Origin of the sequence: Ruminococcus sp. AF20-12LB (genome assembly GCF_003478985.1) — a bacterium.
GTDB lineage: Bacteria > Bacillota > Clostridia > Lachnospirales > Lachnospiraceae > Blautia_A.
Genome location: NZ_QUGH01000001.1, coordinates 533,860 through 551,272, shown reverse-complemented (window position 1 = coordinate 551,272; position 17,413 = coordinate 533,860). Strand labels below are relative to the sequence as shown.

The following is a 17,413-nucleotide window of genomic DNA, read 5'->3' as shown; positions in this document are numbered from 1 at the left end:
GCGCCCCATCGGCACAACGTTCAACCCGGAACAACCGCAGCATACAGGCACAAGTCAATACCCTTCCGCCCGTCATAGTCAAGCACTCTAAAAAAAGCCCGAGGGGTGTGCAGAGGGGCCGCGGCTTTGCGGCCCCTTTGCGGTTTTCATCTTTTATCAAAAAGACCAAAGTTTAGTATAAATCTTAATAATATCCTCTTTCTTAGGTACACGCGGATTTGCCGCTGTGCAGGCATCCGCAAGTGCCATATCCGCCATCTTATCAACCGCCGCAAAATAAGCATCCGGTGTGATTGTCTTCATCTCTTCGATGGTAAGTGGGATATTCATCTCTTTCTGCATAAACTGGATCCAGTTTACAAGAGATCTTACGCTCATAACTTCGTTATAATTACTCAGTCCAAGAAGATGTGCAATATTGGAATATCTCTTTACTGCCGGAAGATATTCCTTCTGGCTTCTGCTGCGTTTGTTGATATTTGCATTATATTCAACAATATGCGGCAACAGCATCGCATTAGCTCTTCCGTGAGGAATATGGAAAATAGCTCCCAGCTGATGAGCCATACTGTGTGTGATACCAAGTCCTGCGGCATTAAAGGAAAGTCCTGCCAGACAGGATGCTACATGCATTTTCTGTCTTGCATGCATATCACTACCATCAACATATGCACGGTAAAGATATACACCACAGATCTCAATGGATTTCTCTGCAAGTGCAGAAGTAAATTCATTGTGATTGATGCTGACATAAGACTCAATTGCATGAGTCAGAACATCCATACCTGTATCTGCTGTGATCGCGGGTGGAACACTGCGTACAAGTTCAGCATCCAGGATCGCCTCATCGGCCGTCAGGCTGTCTGAGATCAACGGATATTTCACATGTGCTTCTGTATCATTTACAACTGCAAAAGAGGTAACCTCGGAACCAGTACCACTTGTTGTAGGAATGGCAACCAGTCCAACCTTTCCGTAATTGTTGATCTTCAGGGCAAACTCACGGATTGCCTTGGAGGAGTCGATGGCAGAACCACCACCTACTGCAACGATTGCTTCCGGCTGATACTGAAGGAATTTTTTGACTCCTTCGGCAATTTTTCCAACCGGTGCATCCGGAACAACATCACAGAAAATATCAAATTCTTTTCCACCTGCCTGAAGCGGTTTTGTGATCATGTCGATCATTCCGCTTTTTACAACAAACGGATCTGTGATAACAAGGACTCTTTTGTATGGAATATCTCTCAGTCTTCCCAGGGCATCAGCTCCAAAATGGATGGCTGTTTTCATTTCAAATGTATTCATAGAAACTGCTCCCTCTCGTCAAACCGAAACACAGTTCTCTTTTGTCTGCCTGTGTTCGGATAAAGTAAAGCGGATCTCCGCATTCCGCATACACTGCATGCTCATGAACATAATCGTTTCACAATATATGTTCCGTCTATTTCGGGTAGATGCATTCGATCTTATGCTCGCTGAAATGCTTCAGCCACTTTTCAGACGGTTTTTTTTCTGTGATGATCGTCTCGATATCCCGCAGCTGTCCTGCCACGGAAAAAGCAGTCTGATCAAATTTCGTGCTGTCTACCACCAGAATACGCATTTTTCCGGAATTGATCATGGCTTTTTTTGTTGTTCCAAAGGCTTCTTTGGATTCCATGATCCCCATATCCTCGTTTAGTGCCTTACAGGAAAAAATAACCTTGTCCACATAATAAGAGCGGATCACTTCCTCGGTTCTGGCACCAAGAAATGCAAGATATCCCTCCTTCATCACTCCGCCGGTGGAAATAATATTCCAGCCGGATACATCCGAGAGCTCCAGAAGGATCTCCATAGAATTGGTAACAACGGTAAGACGTTCCTTTTCTTTCAGCGCCTTGGCCACAAAAACTGCCGTTGTGCTGGCATCCAGAAAAATGTGATCTCCATCATTCACCATGGAAGCAGCAATCTCCGCCATTTTCTGCTTTCCCTGTACATTCTGGTTTTTACGAATATTAAATGGTAAATCAATACCGACATCTTCATTGATCACCGCACCGCCATAACTCTTTGTGGCAAGTCCCTCTTTTTCCAGCTTGTCCAGATCACGACGGATAGTTTCTTCTGAGACATTGTAAAGCTGGCTTAGTTCACTTACAACAACCCTTTTCTCTTCCTGTAATTTCTCGAGAATCAGATTTCTTCTCTCTAACGCTAGCATAAGATGCCTCCTTTTCAGATGTCATTGCAGGGATATCCTTCAAAAGGATATCCCTCAGATATAAAGACAATATTAAAGGATCGTATCGATCATTCTCTTGTCCGGATGAGCGATCACTGAGGAATCCATATACATTCCTTTTTCAGCTACCAGCTCTTTTGCTCTTTCAATGGAAGCCTCTACTGCAGAAACCTCACCGGTAAGAAGCATGTAGGATTTACCGCACATACCCTTGGCGATACGAAGCTCGATCAGATCAACGATAGCTGTCTTAGCTGCCTGATCTGCTGCCTCGATGATAGATGCTGCATCATAGGTCTCAAGAATTCCCAGGGCACTGATCTCCTCAACCTGTGTGGTTCCGTAGATTGCCGGGAAGATGGACTCATGTGGATTGCCCAGTACAAAACTGTCAATACATTTGTCCTCGTATGTTGTTACAGCTGTGTCTACAGCAGCTTTCACTGCGCTTAAATCTCCGGTGATAATTGCAATATATTTTCCCGGACATACTGTCTGCGCCTCCACGATCTCTACTTCAGATGTCTTAACCATGGCATCTGCTGCAGTGATACCAGCTGGTGTGGTTTTAAACTCAATCATTCCGATTGCTCTACTCATTTTGTGCACGTCCTTTCTAATTTCTTGCAATTACAACATGGCGGTCTGTTACTTCTGTAACTTTTCCGCTGATCGTTGCATGGATTCCGACACTTAATCCCTGTGCAGGCTGTGCGATCATCTGACCTTCTGTTACCATATCGCCTACATTTACGATTGCCTGTGCCGGTGCACCAATATGCTGGCTTAAGAGAACTTTTACCTTGGATACATTTACAAGCTCTTCCTGAAGCGGTGCATCCTTGTCATATCTGGTAAGTCCCAGACGTGCCATCAGGCGCTCCTCAGGAACCTTGCGGTATTCTCTTGACTCCTGTACCGGTTTCGGCTGAACACCCTGAGGTGGTCTGATTCCGGCTTTACGAAGTCCGCCTTTCATATCTGCAAGCAGTGTTCTCGGAGCCAGGCTCTGCGGACACGCATACATCTCGCAGACACCACAGGAGCTGCAGAATGCAGAATTGATATAAGGATTTACATTTCTGAAATCCTGGTTTGATGCTGCCATCATGAACATTGCCGGATCGATCGGATGTCCCAGATTATGTCTCGGGCAAAGATCTGTACATGTGTGGCAGTGGCAGCAGATGGATGCTGCTCTCTTTAAATCTATGGAAGAAGTCCGCTGCTTCTTCATGACAATAACATGGTCCTTTGGAAGAACCAGGATTGCGTTCGTTGTTTTGGTAACCGGATCAGAACCATTTCCGATACGTCCCATCATCGGGCCGCCTACGAAATATACTGGATCTTTCACAGTTGTTCCGCCTGCCTGGGCAACAACCTCTTCCAGTGTACATCCTAACGGAACTTTCACTGTAACAGGGTTCTCAACCTCTGCAACAACGGAAACATATTTGCTTGTGACCGGTTTGTGTTCTTCTACCGCGCGATATACATTGTAAAGTGTCTCTACATTGAATACGGCTACTCCCTGCTCAATAGGCAGTCCTCCTGGCCGTACCACGCGTCCGGTTGCCTCATAAATAAGAACAACCTCATCACCCATCGGATAAACCTCATCCAGAAGATGGATCTTAACCCTTGGGAATTCTTCGATATGCTGATTTAAGGCATTGATTGTCTGTACATAAGATTTTTTGATTCCGATGATGGCCTGGGAAGCTCCTACCGTCTCCGCAACCATATCGAATGTTTTCATGATCTCATATGCGTGCTTTTCCAACAACTGTCTGTGAAGTTTCAGTAATGGTTCGCACTCTGCACAGTTCATAAGAATGGTATCCGCTTTGTCTGTCAGTTTCATGTATGTAGGGAAACCTGCACCACCTGCTCCGACAACACCATTCTCCTGCATAATTTTCTGTAATTCTTTGATATCCATGGCGTTACTCCAATCCTGCACCGTCATCTACGATTCCGACGATTGCGGCATCTACCGGTGCTGTTTCTACGCCGCAGCCTATTCTTGCTGCGCTTCCTTGTGCCACCAATACATACTCGCCGATTCCCGCACCGATGATATCGATGGCAACAATCTGGCTGTGCTCGGCTTTCATATGATGCACCGGCTCCACGATCATGAATTTATTTCCTATCAGTTTTTCACTTTTTCGTGTGGAAACAATACTTCCAACTACTTTGCCTACGATCATATGAGCCTCCGTTTTCTCTATATCCTCCACTGGGGATGCCAGAAACGGCATCCCCGAAGGAGGAATATTATTTGATTATGGTAACTGTATTGCCTGTGGCAATTCTTGCTGCATTTGCTTCATCTGTATCAATATGCATTTCCAGTGTAAAGCTGTCATCAACACGGATCTTAACCTGATTAAAGATCGTTCCGCGCTCATTGTCAGCTTTGACGGAAACAACATCACCATCATGTACACCCGCAGCCTGGGCATCCTTCGGAGCCATGTGAATGTGACGCATAGCCACAATACATCCCTCTTTCAGATAAATGGCACCTTTCGGTCCGACGATGGCGATCGGTGCACTTCCTGCAAGATCACCGGACATACGTACCGGAACCTTCATTCCCAACTTGATCGCATCTGTTGCGGAAACCTCAACCTGTGATTTACTGCGGACAGGTCCGAGGATCCTTACATTCTCGATCGCACGGAGCTTCAATCCCACAATGGTAACTGTTTCATTGGATGCAAACTGTCCGCCCATCAGATCCTTTTTCTTTGTGAGCTGATAGCCTTCTCCGAACAGTGCCTCCACATGCTCCTGTGTCAGGTGAATATGTCTTGCGGAAACTCCGATAGGAACAACGAAACCATTGCCCTTGTCTTCGTTTTTGTTGATCGCATCGATCACCATTTTTGTGATCATTTCAATATTATTCGTTTCCAAGAGTACACCTGCTTTCTTTCGGTTTCATGACTGAACTTAACTCAAAACACACCGGCCGGAAGCCTTAATGGCCCTCAGGCCGGTGCGTTTTGGAACTGATCAGTTAGATTATTTAAGAACCGGAAGGATTTTCTCTACGTCTGTATGAGGTCTCGGAATTACGTGTGTAGCTACAAGCTCTCCAAGTCTGGATGCTGCTGCACTTCCGCTCTCTACTGCAGATTTAACTGCTCCTACATCTCCACGAACCATAACTGTTACAAGACCGGAACCGATCTTCTCTGTTCCTACCAGAGCAACGTTAGCTGCTTTACACATCTGGTCAGCTGCCTCGATAGCTGCTGTAAGTCCTCTTGTCTCAACCATTCCTAATGCTTCCTGTGTCATGATCATATCCTCCTTGTGGATTATAAATGCTTTATTTGTTCTGTTTACTTCTGACTATTTTGGTGCAGCAGCTTATTTTTTGCTGCTGTTTTTGCTTTCCAGTGCTGTTTCCGGATTTTCCTGCTGTTTCTTTTTCCATCGGCTTGCACTCAGCTCAACCAGTTTGACGATTTCCTCGTGGGGATTGGCAATTACCGCATAGCTGGCAGGCTTCTTGATAGCCTGTTCTACTGCTGCATTGACAGCTGCTGTAACTGCTGATACATCGCCTTGTACGATCAGGGTCACCAGTCGTCCGCCCAGCTTACGCTCCCATGACGCCAGCTCAACGTCTGCCGTTTTGCACATGATGTCCAGGGCATTGATTGCCGCAACTACACCAGTGATTTCTATAAATCCATATGATTTTCCCATGAGCGAACTCCTTAACTAATTTCTATTCCTCTCAAAGCCTGAATCAGAGCTTTGGAAGGATTTTCTCTACGTCTGTATGAGGTCTCGGGATCACGTGTGTAGCTACAAGCTCTCCAAGTCTGGATGCTGCTGCGCTTCCGCTCTCTACTGCTGCTTTTACAGCGCCTACGTCTCCACGAACCATAACAGTTACAAGACCGGAACCGATCTTCTCTGTTCCTACCAGAGCAACCTCTGCTGCTTTTGTCATTGCATCTGCTGCTTCGATTGCAGCTGTGAGGCCTCTTGTCTCAACCATTCCTAATGCTTCCTGTGCCATGATTCTATCCTCCTGAATCCTATTCGTTACTTTTTTATCATATATGATTCCGACACTTTTGTAAAGTTAAGTTGCGGAATCCTCTCAATCTTTATCCAGGGCGCTGATCTTCAGCATTTTCTGTGTACCTGGTTCCGGGTTGGGGATTATGTAATGCTGTACCACACCTGTCATGCTCTCTGCGACCTTCATGCCGGCTTCTACCGCTGCTGTGACATCTGACACGCTTCCGCGGTACTTGATGCAGACAAGAAGCGGTACTGGCAGGCTGTCCGCATTCGCCGGTTTATTCTTATCGAATACCTCCAGGTGGACATTTGCAGCCTTGCACCCGGCGTCAGCTGCCACAAAGGCTGTCGCAAGTCCGAAGACCTCCAGAATTCCTACAGCTTCTGCCATGTTGCTTCTCCTTTCCCGTTAAGGTTATTTGTTAACAACCGCGATCTTAAGACCTGTCATTGACAGGTTCTTCTCAAGTGCCTCGTTGATCTCTTCCAGCGGATACTTGTCAGTGATCAGCTCAGACATTGGAAGTCCGATTGCTTTTGCTCTCTTAAGGAAATCAAATGTTGTTGCATAATCTCTGAGGTTGTATACCCAAGAACCAACAAGGTTGATCTCTTTGGAGCAGAGGTCGAAATGCGGGTTGATGGTTGCATCTCCACCGTTGATGAAGAATCCAAGCTCGCAGAGGCCGCCGCCATTGCGGATGAATTTGTAGATATTGGAATGAGCATGAGGATTTCCAGTACACTGGAAAGCGAAATCTGCAAGATGTCCGCCCTGAGCCTCTTTCACAGCCTCAGTAAGTGCCTCAACACCCTTGAAGTTCATAAAGTTTACAGTTGTAGTTGCGCCCATTCTCTTGGCGAATTCAAGACGCTGCTCGTTTCCGTCTACTGCACAGATGTTGTGAACACCCATTGTATGAAGAACGGCGATACAGATCAGACCAATCGGTCCGCAGCCCTGAACAACAACTCTGCTGTTGAATTTCAGGATTCCTGTTGTTTTTGCTCTCTCTACTGCATGTACAAGTACTGCACATGGCTCGATGAGGATACGGGAATCAAGATCCAGATCACTTACATTGAAGAATGTGGAACCGAAGCTTCCGCCTCTGATGAAGATGTAATCAGCGAACCATCCGTTGAATTTAACATCATCGTCCGGAAGAAGTCCGTATACGTCAGCGCCGCCTACGTTTTTCTTGTTGAGGTCGAACATTGTGATTTCCGGATCATCTTTGAAGATCATACATGTAACGATCTTATCTCCGACTTTAACCGGTTTGCCAGCTGTATCAACCTTAACGTTTTTACCCATTTTTACGATCTCGCCGGTTCCCTCATGTCCGAGAACTACCGGAATAAGACCAAATGGATCATTTTTGTACTCATGAGCATCTGTTCCGCAGACACCGCATCCCTCAACTTTTACAAGGATGTCGTCATCTCCAACTTCCGGAAGGTCATACTCCTGAAGCTCAAAATGTTTCTTCTCTGTCATCATTGCCACTCTTGCTTTTTTAGGAATTGTATTTCCTGCCGGAGCAGCCGGAGCGCTTGCAGCAGCTGCTGCAGGAGCGTTTCCTGTCATGCCGGAGAGAACCTGTTTAACGATTTCTTCGATATTTACATTGTTCATATCCATGATTTATGTTCCTCCTGATCAACGAATGCAAAGGCTGTCTGTCATTACGCAGCGTCTTCTCTTTGTGAATGTGCTTGCGCTTGTAAGTCCCTCACCGGTACGGCTTGCAATGGTAAATGTACAGAAGCCTTCTCCACCGAATCCAAGTGCGGAATAGGACGGGCCGTTCTTTACAAGGATTGCTGTGTCGATTGCTTTCGCATATTTTGTAATGTTATCAATATTCTTGGAATGAATATGTGCGGAATGACGGTTGCCATGCTCAAGCCATACAGCCTGCTCTACAGCGTCATCAAAATCCTTTGCTCTTACGATTCCGAGGATCGGCATCATAAGCTCTGTTGTGATAAGCGGATGCTCCTTCGGTCCCTCGAAGATAATGCAGCGGGTGTTTGCCGGTGCCTGAACTCCGATCATGGAAAGAAGTGTCTTCGCATCACGTCCTACACATTTACGGTTCAGCTTGCCGCCTGCAAGTACAGTTTCAACAAGCTTATCCTGCTCTTCCTTGGATGCAAGGTAGCAGTCATTTTCTGTAAGCATGTAGTGCATTAACTCATCAACTACGGAAGATACTGCAACAACTTCCTTCTCTGCGATACATGGAAGGTTGTTATCGAATGTACATCCGTTTACGATATCCTGAGCTGCCTTACGGATATCAGCAGTAGCATCAACCAGTGCCGGCGGGTTTCCTGCTCCTGCACCGATTCCTCTCTTACCGGAGGAAAGAACTGCTGTTACAACGCCAGGACCTCCTGTTGCTGCGATCAGATGGATATCTTTATGTTTCATCATAATATTGCTTGTCTCAAGGGTTGGTTTCTCAACTGTGACAGCGATATTATCCGGGCCGCCTGATTCCAGGGAAGCCTCATTTAAAAGATTGATTGCGTAAATAGAAGTTTTAACTGCTGCCGGGTGTGGGTTGAATACTACTGTATTTCCGCCTGCCAGCATACCCATTGTGTTGCAGAGAACTGTTTCACTTGGGTTAGTGCATGGTGTGATCGCACCGATAACACCAAACGGTCCCATCTCGATCAGAGTCAGTCCTCTGTCTCCGGACCATGCAGTTGTTGTAATGTCTTCTGTTCCAGGTGTCTTGTCTGCTACCAGGTGATGCTTCAGGATCTTATCTCCCACATTACCCATACCAGTTTCCTCAACACCCATACGTGCCAGTACTTCCGCATTTTCTTTGATCTTCTTGCGGATGCAGGTGATGATCTTTTCTCTCTGGTCCATAGACATTGTCTTAACTACCAGCTGAGCCTTCTTGGCTGCTTCGATAGCATCATTCATATCCTTGAAAACGCCATGTTTTCCGGCCGGAGCATCTGCAATCTGCATCTTTGCCATAACTTCCTGTACAATTTCCTGTACCATATTCTCACTTATTGGCATGAGATTGTCCTCCTTAATTATTCCGTCAAAAGATTATTTCAGGCCAAGCTGAGCCATAACCTGTTTTGTGATCTGAGCAACAAGCTCTGCATCATTCTTTGCTGCATCTGCTGCAGGAGCTGCATCTTTATCACAATCACAGTCTTTTCCAACGAAATCATACTGATATCCTGGGAACTGTTTGTAGTCCTCACTGTGGCATGCACCACCGCAGTTGTGGCAGTTCTTGCCGTCTTTGTTCAGGCAGAGGCTTGCCGGATGTTTACCAGGCATACCAAATTTACGACGGATCGCATAGAGTTTCTCGATGTTCTCTTTGTCGAATTCCTTCGGTCCGCCAAGGAGCTTGGTCTGATACAGAAGCTGTGCGTAGAACTCTACAGACTCCATCTTCATGTATGCAGCGTTAAGGTCTGTGCTCCATGTAAGTGCTCCGTGGTTCTCAAGAAGTACTGCATCAAAGTATGGAAGGTATTTCTCAAGGTTGTCCGGAATCTCCATTGTGGAAGGTGTACCATACTCAGCGATCGGAACACATCCAAGGGCGATAACTGCCTCCGGCATGATCGGCTGTGTAAGCGGAATACCTGCGATTGCGAAAGATGTTGCATAGATCGGATGAGCATGTACAACAGATCCCACGTCCGGTCTCTTCTCATATACTCTCATGTGCATCTTGATCTCAGATGATGGTTTGAATCCCGGGTTAGCCTGGATTACATTACCCTTGCCATCTACTTTACAGATGAACTCTGGTGTCATGAATCCTTTGGATACACCAGTTGGTGTGCAAAGATATTCATTCTCAGCTACTTTAACAGAAAAGTTTCCGTCGTTAGCTGCAACCATGTTACGGTTGTAAATTCTCTTACCGATGTCACAAAGCTGTTTTTTGATTTCAAACTCGTTTACCATGCTTAATTTCCTCCTTGAGCATTGGATTGCACTATTTTGTTTCTGAGAACATTTTACCCCATACCACAAAATAAGTCAAGGACAATCCGTTGTTTTGTGTTGGTTTCTTGTTGTTTTTTATGTTGTTTTTATTGTTTTTTATATTTTCTGTTTGCAAAGGATCTTTTTTCTGTAATCCCGTATCTCTCAGCCGCCGATCTGGCAGTCCAGGCCGCATACCGCATGCACTGCATTCTTCAGCATCTGCATATGTTCTGCTGTGGGCGGAAGGATTCCTTCCATTAAATAGGGTCTGCCAAGTCCTTCATATTTATCCTGTCCCAGCCTGTGATACGGAAGAAGATGGATCTTGTTTACGCCCGGAAGGGATGCTGCAAATCTTGCGATCGCCTGGATTTCTTCCACAGAATCATTAAATGTGGGGATCACCGGAACGCGGATCACCAGCCTGGTTTTTCCGTAGAGCGCAACCCTTCTTGCATTCTCCAGCATCAGTCCGTTGGCCCGTCCTGTGAATTCTTTATGTTTTTCCTGATTCATATGCTTGATATCCATCAGATATACATCCAGATAGGGAAGTACCTGTTCGATCTTTTCCCATGGGGCACAGGCCATACTTTCTACCGCTGTGTTGATCCCTCTCTCCTTTGCCGCGCGGAGAAGATCTCTGGAAAAGTCCGCCTGACACATACATTCCCCTCCGGAAAGGGTGATCCCGCCTCCGGAACGGTAATAATAGGCACGGTCCTTTTCCACCTCTTCGATCATTTCACGAACTGTCACGTCGCGGCCGATCACTTTATCTTCTCCCAGAACCTTCATGTTCTGGATCCGGTATTCCTGTGATTCCGGATTACAGCACCAGCGGCAGCGGAGAACGCAGCCCTTCAGGAACACGATGGTACGGATACCCGGTCCATCGTGTACTGAATATTTCTGAATATCAAAGATCCTGCCCTTTGTATCCAAATAGTCCATACGTTACTCCTTTAGAAGCCCTGCTCTGTTCTTCTGATGATATCATCCTGCAGAGATCTGGAAAGTGTAGTGAACAATGCGCTGTAGCCTGCAACACGTACAACCAGATGTTTGTACTTCTCAGGATGTTTCTGTGCATCCAGAAGTGTTTCTCTGTCAACAACATTAAACTGCATATGCATGCCCTTCTGATCAAAGTATCCTCGGATCAATGCCACGAATTTCTCCAGTCCTTCTCTTCCTGCAAGTGCTGACGGATGGAATTTCTGATTAAACAGTGTTCCGTTGGATACGATAAAATGATCCAGACGTGATACAGAAGTTGCCGCAGCTGTCGGTCCCTTCACATCCTTGCCGGCTGACGGGGAAACACCATCTGCTACCGGAGTATGTGCGTAACGGCCATCCGGTGTTGCACCGGTCTGTCCGCCAAGCGGAACATTTGCAGATACAGGATAAAGTCCCGCCTGATAATGTCCGCCTCTTGGGTTCATATATTTCTGAAGCGGTCTTGTGTAAGTATAAGCCACATCTCTTGCAAAGTAGTCCACATCCGGGATATCATTTCCAAATTTCGGAACCTCATCAATCATCTTGTGGATCTCTTCGAATCTTGCCTTCTTCTCCGGAGATGGCTCTGTTCCGAGAGCTGCTGTCATAACAGCTGTTGCGGTCTGCTCATTTACACTGATGCCATTCTCCTGGAGCTTCTGCATAACGATGGTGGTGATATCTGCTGCAGCCTGTGCATCGATACCCTTGCCGTAGTTCCATGCCAGAGCCTCCTTCAACTCCTCCATGGTCATCTTCTTTTCTTCATATACAAGCTTGCGGATCGCATACAGAGAATCTGCCATGTTTGCAATACCAAATCCCTGAGGACCTGTAAAGTTATAAACAGCTCCGCCTTCCTGAACGGATTTGCCTCGTTTCAGACAGTCATCCACCATACAGGAAAGGAATGGAAGCGGACATCTCTCCGCATGTGCCACATCAATGGCATTATCAGCATTTACAAGCAGGGAAATGAAATATTCCATCTGTTTCTTATATGCATCATAGAACTCATCGAAGCTCTTCATCTCTGTGACATCGCCGGTCTGGACACTGATCTGTACCCCTTTGTCCATACCATTGGAGAAAACCATCTCCAGCGGACGACACATGTTAAAGAATGCAGCGTCATGCCAGCCCTCTGTCTTACCTGCCTTCTGCGGTTCTACACAACCGATGATGTTATATTCTCTGGCATCTGCAAGAGAAAGGCCACGGTTCTGCAGTGCAGGAATGATAACCTCATCATTGTAATAAGCCGGGAGTCCGATTCCTGTTCTTGTAAGCTCTGCAGCCTTGATCAGGAATTCATGCGGAGATCCGTTCCATACTCTTACAGAAAGAGACGGTGCCGGAAGATGCACATGCATAGACGCCTGGATGCACATAAAGGAGAGATCATTGGTCACATCCTCGCCATCCTTGTTCTGACCACCTGCGATCAAGTTCTGGAAAAGGCTGTAGCCTGCAAAACCCTCTGCAGATGCAGCATCACGACATTTATTCAGGTCGTTTAATTTTACCCATATACAGTCCATCAGTTCCTGGGCAAATTCTCTGGTAAGATTGCCTGCTTCCATATCACTCTTGTAATACGGATACATATACTGGTCAAAACGTCCCGGAGAAATAGAATGTCCGCTGCTTTCCATCTGGATCAGCTGCTGTACAAACCAGAAGGACTGGCACGCCTCATAGAAGTTACGGGCGCCCTTTGCCGGTACGTGTGTACAATTGGATGCGATCTGAAGGAGTTCCTGTTTTCTGGTCGGATCCTGACACTGATATGCCATCTGTTCTGCGAGCTCGGCATAGCGATGTGCATAGTCAATAACTGCCTGACAGCTCATGATAACTGCTTCCAGGAAACGGGATTTCTTTGCGTAATCACCATCTCCTACATTACACTCATCCAGTTCCTTCTGAGCTTTGGCAATGATTCCTTCATAACCGATTGCCAGAACTTCTTCATATTTAACGGTTACGTGTCCTACACCATTGTAGAAATAGTTTCCGGGTGTAAAAATATTGTGGTCAATGGCAAGAATCGCTTCCGGTGCCATGTAGGAGGTTGCAAGCTCACTGGTAGTCTTACCTTTCCAGTATTTATGTACCTCACGGAGCTCCGCCTTGGTTTCCTCCGCAATATAAAATGGATCGGCTGTTCTGGTAGCCACTGTATCCAGCTCATCCTCCAGCCACTGGAAAGAATACTCCGGAAACGTCTGACATCCTCTCGGCGCCAAAGTGCTGCTTCCGACGATCAGCTCCTCATCACGGATGATGATTGGAATGTTGTGCAGGATGTGGGCAAATGCCTTGGCCCTGCGGGTGATGATCGGCTCGTCTTCTGTTGCTTTGTAAGACTCTGTGATCAGTTTTGCTCTGGCAGATTCGATCACCGGCATCTTTGCATAAAGATTATCTACAAGATGTGTGATCCTGTCTGTTTTCGGAACATCTGCTATATGAAATTTCTCCATGATTCTCCTTTCTCATAACCGGTTGTTTCTGGTGATCTGTCTGCCTCTGCGCTTCCAGAACCGCTCCTGTCCGGCTATGTGCTCATGTAGTTTTATTATACCTTACCCCTACTTCGATGTCAACGAAATCCAACATGTGTTTCTAGCTGTTTTTGTGGTTTTTATTGGTTGCACCCTGTTGATTTTATTTGTTTTTTGTATTTTTATGTTTTTCTCTATTGACTTTGCTTTTCTGCTCTGCCATACTTGGATTTATATAGAAATTCCTTTGTTTTTCAAAAAAAATTTATGTAAAGCGGACATTCGCATTCCGCTCTGTTACATGTTCTCAAACAGTAAAAGAGGTGTATTTTTATGTATCTTTCTGATATGCATACCCACTCCATCGCCAGTGGTCACGGCACGGAATGTACCATCACCAACATGGCACGTGCAGCTGCTGAGAAAGGTCTCCGGCTTCTCGGGATCACTGATCACGGTCCCGGCACTCTTGCAGCCGGAACTTCCTCCTATTTCCGCAGCCTTACCTATTCTCCTAAAAAACATTTCGGTGTGGAATTACTCTACGGAATTGAACTGAATATCCTTGACCGCAGCGGAACGGTAGATTTAGACCAGGAATTATTATGTAAACTTGATTACGCCATTGCCAGCATGCATGCCTGGAATTACCGCTGCGGTACCAGAGCCGAAAACACAGAAGCTTTTATCAATGTAATGAAAAACCCCTGTGTGAAGATCCTCGGACATAGTGATAACACTCATTACCCGGTTAATTATGATGCGCTTGCAAGGGCTGCCAGGGAAACCGGCACGATCTTTGAGATCAACGAAGCTTCTCTTGCACCTTATGGCTATCGTGGCGACACAAGAGAAAACTGTTTCGAGATCCTTCGATGCTGCCGCAAATATGATCTGCCGCTGCTTCTTTCCAGTGACAGCCATGGCCCGGAGCATATCGGAGATTTTACCTATGCTGCTGAGTTTGTTCATCAGGCCATGTTTCCAGAACAGCTGATCCTCAACAACCAGCTTCCCAGACTCAAGGTTTTTCTCCAAACCAGAGAATGATCTTCTGTATTTTTTCCGACAGATAACAGCTATTGTCCACCCCAAAACAAAACAGGCCAGTTCAAACACAGGAATATACATTTTCCTGTATCTGAACTGACCTGTTTTTTATTTTTCCCGCTGCTTCCGTACAATTTCCGCAAGCTCGCTATATTTACCTGTAACATATCCGAAGTTCTCTCTTCTGTGAGGAAGCTTGCATTCGGTGCAGTCTTTGATGCCGCTTTCCGTAAAGCGAAAATTACCACCACATTTATCTCCCAGTGCATATAAAGGACAATAGCAGAACAGACAGTTGAAGTTCTCCGGATCTGCTCCTTTATGGCATGGAAAGTACTCACAATTTTTGTGGCTGAAGTAAGAGTATTCTTTGCCTTCCCAGTATGGCTTCTCCATGGCTCTTTTCTCCTCTCCTGACATAACCACGCATAAATTTTCCTATAAAAAAAGAGGTAGCGATGCCACCCCGGGGTAGAAATATAATCCGTTCATGAGTGCGCGGAGGGAACGAATGTATCCGGAGTAGTATCGCCTGCCATTTAATCATGTATAATTCATATGAACAGGCGCATTCCATAAAAAAATGCCTACTCTCGTAAAAAAGTAGACAACGTCCCAGGGGTGCGGAGTCCCTGAAATGGTTGTTACACTTTACACGGAAGTTTAACCTCGCCATAACAAGCAGGTTTCCTGGCTCCGGGATCATGGCTCCTCTCTCCTTCTCATACATACGTACAATGGACTATGAGATTTGCTCCTCCGTTACAGTGACCGGATCGCTCAGGTTTCACACCTGATTCCCTTTTCTGCGGACCTCTGATAATCAATACATAACTGTCAGCCATCCTCAGCACTTGCTATGTTCAATATGGAATTATACTGACATCATAATAACATCCTGTTAATTATATGTCAATACTATTTTCAATATTTATATATTTATGAGCATATTTTGTTGCTGTTTACTCCGTTCCATGGGTTTTCAGTGTTTTTTACGACATAAAAAACAGCCCGACAAACTGCTGTCGGGCTGCTGTGTTTTTATTTTCTGTTGTACGTTCTTATTATACAAGACGTCTTACAGATACAATTGTTCTGTATGTAGCATCATTGCTGATCTTGATCCCGTCCTGAGAGTTCGATGCATGAACGATCTGGCCATTACCCATGTAAATAGCCACGTGTCCGCCATAGCAGATCAAATCTCCCGGCTGTGCATCTGCGTAGGATACTTCTGTACCTGCATTCTGCTGCTCATAGGATGTTCTCGGAAGGCTGACTCCGAAGTTCGCATAGACACTCTGTACAAATCCGGAGCAGTCTGCACCATTGGTAAGGCTTGTTCCGCCCCATACGTAAGGATTTCCTACAAACTGTGTGGCATAATTCACAACAGAAGATCCTGAACCGCTGCTGTAAGAAGAACTGTCACTGTCTGAGGATGTGTCCTCTGCACTTTCTTCGGATGCATCTGTGCTGTTATCGTAATCTGCGTCTGCATTATCCTCTGTATTCTCAGTATCCCCGGACGCATCATCATTTTCACCATTGTCTGCATCTTCATCCACATGCTCGGTGTCATCCTCTGCAGTATCCTCATCTGTATTCTCGATCACGTTGCCGTCCTCATCGTACTGTACATCTTCGCTCTCGTCCGCCTCATCCTGCTGTGCTTCCTGCTCTGCCTGGCGTCTTGCTTCCTCTTCTGCCTCAGCCTGTGCTCTCGCTGCTGCTTCAGCCTCGGCCTGACGTCTTGCCTCTTCCTCTGCTGCAATACGCTCAGCCTCTAATCTCTGAAGCTCTGCAGTCTGCTCTGCAAGAAGGTTTGCATAATCTGTAGCCTGCTGCTGTGCGTAGGCGATCTCATTATCATAATCTGCGGATGTGGCACGCTTCTCATCCAGCTGTGCCTGCAGGTTCTGGGACTCTGCTTCATATTCCTGCTTCATCCCCTCCAGCTCTGCCTTCTCCTGTGTGTACTGTGCTTCCAGGTTTGCCACCTGCTGGATCGTATTGGAATATTTTTCAAGGCTCTTACGGTCCTGCTCATAAGTCTTCTGTGTGTACTCTGCTCTTGTAAGAAGGTCAGACAGGTTCTCTGCATTCAGCATCATCTGGAACCATGCATCGTCTCCACCCTTCTCATAGAGATACTGGATACGTTTCTTCATTGCCTCATACTGTTTCTGCTTGGCATTTTTGGCCTTCTCAAGGTTGGTCTGTGTAGATGCAATGTCGGCTTCCTTATTGGAGATATCTCCTTCCAGTGTCTGGATCGAAACCATCACGTTTACAAGATTGGCATCAAGAGTTGAAATCTCGCCTTCAATCTGTGACTTCTGTGAGGAAAGCTCATCCAATCTGGAATAAGTCGCATTCAGCTGTTCATTGGTCGCATCCATCTCCTGCTGAAGTGCTGCCTCATCTTCTCTTGTTGCGCTTACGCTGACTACCTGTGCTCCGCTGATGATGAGCGCCAGTGTCAGACATAATATCCTTTTCTTCATGACTGTTCACCCTCGCAATCTGATTCTAATTTAATACAGCGGATCTGACCATCCGCTTCGTTGGTTT

At 46.1% G+C, this 17,413-nt stretch carries 18 protein-coding genes and 1 riboswitch; of the genes, 1 reads left to right on the top strand and 17 read right to left on the bottom strand.

From position 1 onward, the window contains the following. Positions 1–156 precede the first annotated feature (156 nt). The 15 genes from DWX61_RS02490 to DWX61_RS02420 form a co-directional block, all read right to left on the bottom strand. The gene (locus DWX61_RS02490; protein ID WP_118623592.1) at positions 157–1,308 is read right to left on the bottom strand and encodes a 1-propanol dehydrogenase PduQ; all 1,152 of its coding nucleotides are present in this window, start codon (positions 1,306–1,308) and stop codon (positions 157–159) included. Positions 1,309–1,444: 136 nt separating this feature from the next. After that, positions 1,445–2,209: a DeoR/GlpR family DNA-binding transcription regulator gene (locus DWX61_RS02485; RefSeq protein ID WP_118513161.1), complete on the bottom strand. Its 765-nt coding sequence runs from the start codon at positions 2,207–2,209 to the stop codon at positions 1,445–1,447. Positions 2,210–2,281: 72 nt separating this feature from the next. After that, a complete protein-coding gene (locus DWX61_RS02480) occupies positions 2,282–2,830 on the bottom strand; it encodes a BMC domain-containing protein (protein ID WP_015525948.1) in 549 nt (182 codons plus the stop codon). Between the two features lie 16 nt (positions 2,831–2,846). Beyond that, on the bottom strand, positions 2,847–4,175 hold the full coding sequence (locus tag DWX61_RS02475) for a 4Fe-4S dicluster domain-containing protein (RefSeq protein WP_021977480.1): 1,329 nt from the start codon (positions 4,173–4,175) through the stop codon (positions 2,847–2,849). A gap of 4 nt (positions 4,176–4,179) precedes the next feature. Continuing rightward, positions 4,180–4,446: a EutN/CcmL family microcompartment protein gene (locus DWX61_RS02470; protein WP_015525950.1), complete on the bottom strand. Its 267-nt coding sequence runs from the start codon at positions 4,444–4,446 to the stop codon at positions 4,180–4,182. A 67-nt stretch (positions 4,447–4,513) separates the two neighbouring features. Further along, on the bottom strand, positions 4,514–5,137 hold the full coding sequence (gene pduL, locus DWX61_RS02465) for a phosphate propanoyltransferase (RefSeq protein WP_021651542.1): 624 nt from the start codon (positions 5,135–5,137) through the stop codon (positions 4,514–4,516). 129 nt (positions 5,138–5,266) lie between these two features. Then, positions 5,267–5,545 carry a BMC domain-containing protein gene (locus DWX61_RS02460; RefSeq protein ID WP_005427721.1) on the bottom strand — a complete coding sequence of 93 codons (279 nt, stop codon included), beginning with the start codon at positions 5,543–5,545 and terminating at the stop codon, positions 5,267–5,269. Between the two features lie 72 nt (positions 5,546–5,617). Continuing rightward, positions 5,618–5,959 (bottom strand): BMC domain-containing protein, encoded by a 342-nt coding sequence (locus DWX61_RS02455; RefSeq protein ID WP_118623590.1) that lies wholly within the window; start codon positions 5,957–5,959, stop codon positions 5,618–5,620. Between the two features lie 43 nt (positions 5,960–6,002). Next, a complete protein-coding gene (gene pduA / locus DWX61_RS02450) occupies positions 6,003–6,278 on the bottom strand; it encodes a propanediol utilization microcompartment protein PduA (protein WP_015525952.1) in 276 nt (91 codons plus the stop codon). Positions 6,279–6,362: 84 nt separating this feature from the next. Then, positions 6,363–6,677 carry a BMC domain-containing protein gene (locus DWX61_RS02445; RefSeq protein ID WP_015525953.1) on the bottom strand — a complete coding sequence of 105 codons (315 nt, stop codon included), beginning with the start codon at positions 6,675–6,677 and terminating at the stop codon, positions 6,363–6,365. Positions 6,678–6,701: 24 nt separating this feature from the next. Continuing rightward, positions 6,702–7,931, bottom strand: coding sequence for a zinc-binding dehydrogenase (locus DWX61_RS02440; RefSeq protein WP_118513162.1), 1,230 nt, complete (start codon positions 7,929–7,931; stop codon positions 6,702–6,704). Positions 7,932–7,949: 18 nt separating this feature from the next. Further along, positions 7,950–9,338, bottom strand: coding sequence for an aldehyde dehydrogenase family protein (locus tag DWX61_RS02435; protein WP_021651547.1), 1,389 nt, complete (start codon positions 9,336–9,338; stop codon positions 7,950–7,952). Between the two features lie 33 nt (positions 9,339–9,371). Next, entirely contained in the window at positions 9,372–10,253 is an 882-nt protein-coding gene (locus DWX61_RS02430) for a class II aldolase/adducin family protein (protein ID WP_118368607.1), read from the bottom strand. Between the two features lie 186 nt (positions 10,254–10,439). Next, positions 10,440–11,231 (bottom strand): glycyl-radical enzyme activating protein, encoded by a 792-nt coding sequence (locus DWX61_RS02425; RefSeq protein WP_118513164.1) that lies wholly within the window; start codon positions 11,229–11,231, stop codon positions 10,440–10,442. An 11-nt stretch (positions 11,232–11,242) separates the two neighbouring features. Next, a complete protein-coding gene (locus DWX61_RS02420; RefSeq protein ID WP_118623588.1) occupies positions 11,243–13,768 on the bottom strand; it encodes a glycyl radical protein in 2,526 nt (841 codons plus the stop codon). A 354-nt stretch (positions 13,769–14,122) separates the two neighbouring features. Between DWX61_RS02420 and DWX61_RS02415 the strand changes: the two genes are divergently transcribed. Then, entirely contained in the window at positions 14,123–14,839 is a 717-nt protein-coding gene (locus DWX61_RS02415; RefSeq protein WP_118623586.1) for a phosphatase, read from the top strand. Positions 14,840–14,947: 108 nt separating this feature from the next. On the opposite strand, the gene DWX61_RS02410 is transcribed toward DWX61_RS02415, so the two are convergent. After that, complete coding sequence (locus DWX61_RS02410; RefSeq protein WP_173723397.1) at positions 14,948–15,235, bottom strand: cysteine-rich small domain-containing protein; 288 nt, start codon at positions 15,233–15,235, stop codon at positions 14,948–14,950. A 267-nt stretch (positions 15,236–15,502) separates the two neighbouring features. Continuing rightward, positions 15,503–15,672, bottom strand: a riboswitch (cobalamin riboswitch). Between the two features lie 231 nt (positions 15,673–15,903). Beyond that, entirely contained in the window at positions 15,904–17,346 is a 1,443-nt protein-coding gene (locus DWX61_RS02405) for a C40 family peptidase (RefSeq protein WP_118513167.1), read from the bottom strand. Positions 17,347–17,413: the final 67 nt, after the last annotated feature.

What these genes read in the sequence shown, in the direction of transcription:
- DWX61_RS02490 (WP_118623592.1), bottom strand. Translation starts at nt 1,308, where the DNA reads ATGAATACATTTGAAATGAAAACAGCCATCCATTTTGGAGCTGATGCC.
- DWX61_RS02485 (WP_118513161.1), bottom strand. Translation starts at nt 2,209, where the DNA reads ATGCTAGCGTTAGAGAGAAGAAATCTGATTCTCGAGAAATTACAGGAA.
- DWX61_RS02480 (WP_015525948.1), bottom strand. Translation starts at nt 2,830, where the DNA reads ATGAGTAGAGCAATCGGAATGATTGAGTTTAAAACCACACCAGCTGGT.
- DWX61_RS02475 (WP_021977480.1), bottom strand. Translation starts at nt 4,175, where the DNA reads ATGGATATCAAAGAATTACAGAAAATTATGCAGGAGAATGGTGTTGTC.
- DWX61_RS02470 (WP_015525950.1), bottom strand. Translation starts at nt 4,446, where the DNA reads ATGATCGTAGGCAAAGTAGTTGGAAGTATTGTTTCCACACGAAAAAGT.
- pduL (WP_021651542.1), bottom strand. Translation starts at nt 5,137, where the DNA reads ATGATCACAAAAATGGTGATCGATGCGATCAACAAAAACGAAGACAAG.
- DWX61_RS02460 (WP_005427721.1), bottom strand. Translation starts at nt 5,545, where the DNA reads ATGACACAGGAAGCATTAGGAATGGTTGAGACAAGAGGACTTACAGCA.
- DWX61_RS02455 (WP_118623590.1), bottom strand. Translation starts at nt 5,959, where the DNA reads ATGGGAAAATCATATGGATTTATAGAAATCACTGGTGTAGTTGCGGCA.
- pduA (WP_015525952.1), bottom strand. Translation starts at nt 6,278, where the DNA reads ATGGCACAGGAAGCATTAGGAATGGTTGAGACAAGAGGCCTCACAGCT.
- DWX61_RS02445 (WP_015525953.1), bottom strand. Translation starts at nt 6,677, where the DNA reads ATGGCAGAAGCTGTAGGAATTCTGGAGGTCTTCGGACTTGCGACAGCC.
- DWX61_RS02440 (WP_118513162.1), bottom strand. Translation starts at nt 7,931, where the DNA reads ATGGATATGAACAATGTAAATATCGAAGAAATCGTTAAACAGGTTCTC.
- DWX61_RS02435 (WP_021651547.1), bottom strand. Translation starts at nt 9,338, where the DNA reads ATGCCAATAAGTGAGAATATGGTACAGGAAATTGTACAGGAAGTTATG.
- DWX61_RS02430 (WP_118368607.1), bottom strand. Translation starts at nt 10,253, where the DNA reads ATGGTAAACGAGTTTGAAATCAAAAAACAGCTTTGTGACATCGGTAAG.
- DWX61_RS02425 (WP_118513164.1), bottom strand. Translation starts at nt 11,231, where the DNA reads ATGGACTATTTGGATACAAAGGGCAGGATCTTTGATATTCAGAAATAT.
- DWX61_RS02420 (WP_118623588.1), bottom strand. Translation starts at nt 13,768, where the DNA reads ATGGAGAAATTTCATATAGCAGATGTTCCGAAAACAGACAGGATCACA.
- DWX61_RS02415 (WP_118623586.1), top strand. Translation starts at nt 14,123, where the DNA reads ATGTATCTTTCTGATATGCATACCCACTCCATCGCCAGTGGTCACGGC.
- DWX61_RS02410 (WP_173723397.1), bottom strand. Translation starts at nt 15,235, where the DNA reads ATGGAGAAGCCATACTGGGAAGGCAAAGAATACTCTTACTTCAGCCAC.
- DWX61_RS02405 (WP_118513167.1), bottom strand. Translation starts at nt 17,346, where the DNA reads ATGAAGAAAAGGATATTATGTCTGACACTGGCGCTCATCATCAGCGGA.